General features: G+C 29.0%; 3 protein-coding genes. All 3 read right to left on the bottom strand.

The genetic code is table 11. The annotated features are described in order from the left end of the window. A partial coding sequence (locus V7056_RS20620; protein ID WP_499704258.1) for a flagellar brake domain-containing protein occupies window positions 1-430 on the bottom strand: 430 nt, incomplete at its 3' end. A gap of 84 nt (window positions 431-514) precedes the next feature. Further along, entirely contained in the window at window positions 515-937 is a 423-nt protein-coding gene (locus V7056_RS20615) for a YkvA family protein (protein ID WP_499704257.1), read from the bottom strand. Between the two features lie 259 nt (window positions 938-1196). Further along, window positions 1197-1346 carry a hypothetical protein gene (locus V7056_RS20610; protein WP_499704256.1) on the bottom strand — a complete coding sequence of 50 codons (150 nt, stop codon included), beginning with the start codon at window positions 1344-1346 and terminating at the stop codon, window positions 1197-1199. Between the last annotated feature and the right edge of the window lie 55 nt (window positions 1347-1401).

Genomic DNA, 1401 nt, shown 5'->3' with positions numbered 1-1401 from the left:
GAATTGATTTTGGAATATGAATCGCAACTCCTCCAGCACTTATATCCTGTGATAATGATTTGATTGGTGTAAACTCTTCATCAATTGAAAGTACTGTGATTTCAGTAGTAGATGGGATACGAAAGAATCTTCTTCTTTGCTCTTTTACTAATTCATTTTCATTCGGTTTATTAAAAACCATTACAGGGACAGTTTCATGTAAAGTTTGGATATATGTTAAGTCACAGGTATAAAGTTCTAATTTCTTATTTAGAAATAAAGTTTTAAAAGTTGAATTTCTTGTAAATATAGCATTTCTACCTGTCAATTCATTAATTGGTATGTCTAAATGAAGCTGTTGGTCAAGTATATCTACAAGTCTTGATTTATAATATATTATTTGATCATCGATCTTTTCTTCGATAAAGACCGTATCTCCTATTGATAGCACGCTATACATCCTTCCTTAGAAAAAAATTTACTAGATGGTTATATAACGTTTATCGACATAATTTATTAATTGTTTATAAAATGATCAATCTTCTTTATCAAGTAGTTCATTTTCCTCTTGTTTTTTATTTTTCCAAATTTTAAATTTCTCAATGTCAGTGTTTAGTTGTTTAAATGTGAAGGCTAGAATTGTTGCATCATCCAAAAGTCCCATTCCTACAATAAAATCCGGTAAGGCGTCAATCGGACTGACGAAATAGAGTAATGCTGCGATCACCGTTAAAATTGATTTAGTAGAAATGTCTCTGTAGCTACCGTTAATATAAGCTTTAAATAAATCAATGAAAAGGATAACTTTTTCCCACGCATCGCCTAATGCACCCTTTTTCTTTGGTGCTAGATTCATCGCTTTTTTTAGTAATTCAGAAGATTTTTCTTTATTTCCAAGATAGGAAGAGGCATTTTTGAGGTATTTTTGAAAAAATTTGTTTTTATCTTCATTTGTCATAGTTACTCCTCCTTTTTGTTTTAGTTTATCAAATCGTAAATGAAGTGAAAAGTGATAAAACATTTATCTAAAAAGTTAAAGAAAAAATTTAGCTTTAACAGATAATAATAAAAAATAGACAAGACTTTTAAAGAAAAAGAGAAATGTACTTAGCAACGCTCAACTAACTTATTAGAAAAATATAAAACCCTCCTATTTTTATTTGGAGGGCTAATTTTTTTTGTTACGATTGTTAATAAAAATTATAAGTAAGGCCAATTTATTTATCTGTTTGTTTTTGCTTCTTTTTCAAATATTCAGCACGCATTTTTTCAAGTTGCTGCTTTTTATCAAATTTGGCAGGCGTCTGTTTTTCATGAAACTTTGACACAGCTAACTGACCTTTGGTATCCAATTGATATTTTCCCACTTTGTTCACCTACTTTTCTTGTCTTTAAAGAGATTCTATACAACAAATATAATAT

Origin of the sequence: Bacillus sp. JJ664 (genome assembly GCF_036962205.1) — a bacterium.
In the GTDB taxonomy this organism is placed as follows: domain Bacteria; phylum Bacillota; class Bacilli; order Bacillales; family Bacillaceae_G; genus Gottfriedia.
The sequence above is the reverse complement of the archived record's forward strand: the minus strand, read 5'-3'. Positions and strand labels throughout refer to the sequence as shown.

Bases quoted from the DNA above. Each gene is read 5' to 3' on its own strand.
- V7056_RS20615 (WP_499704257.1), bottom strand. From the start codon at position 937: ATGACAAATGAAGATAAAAACAAATTTTTTCAAAAATACCTCAAAAAT.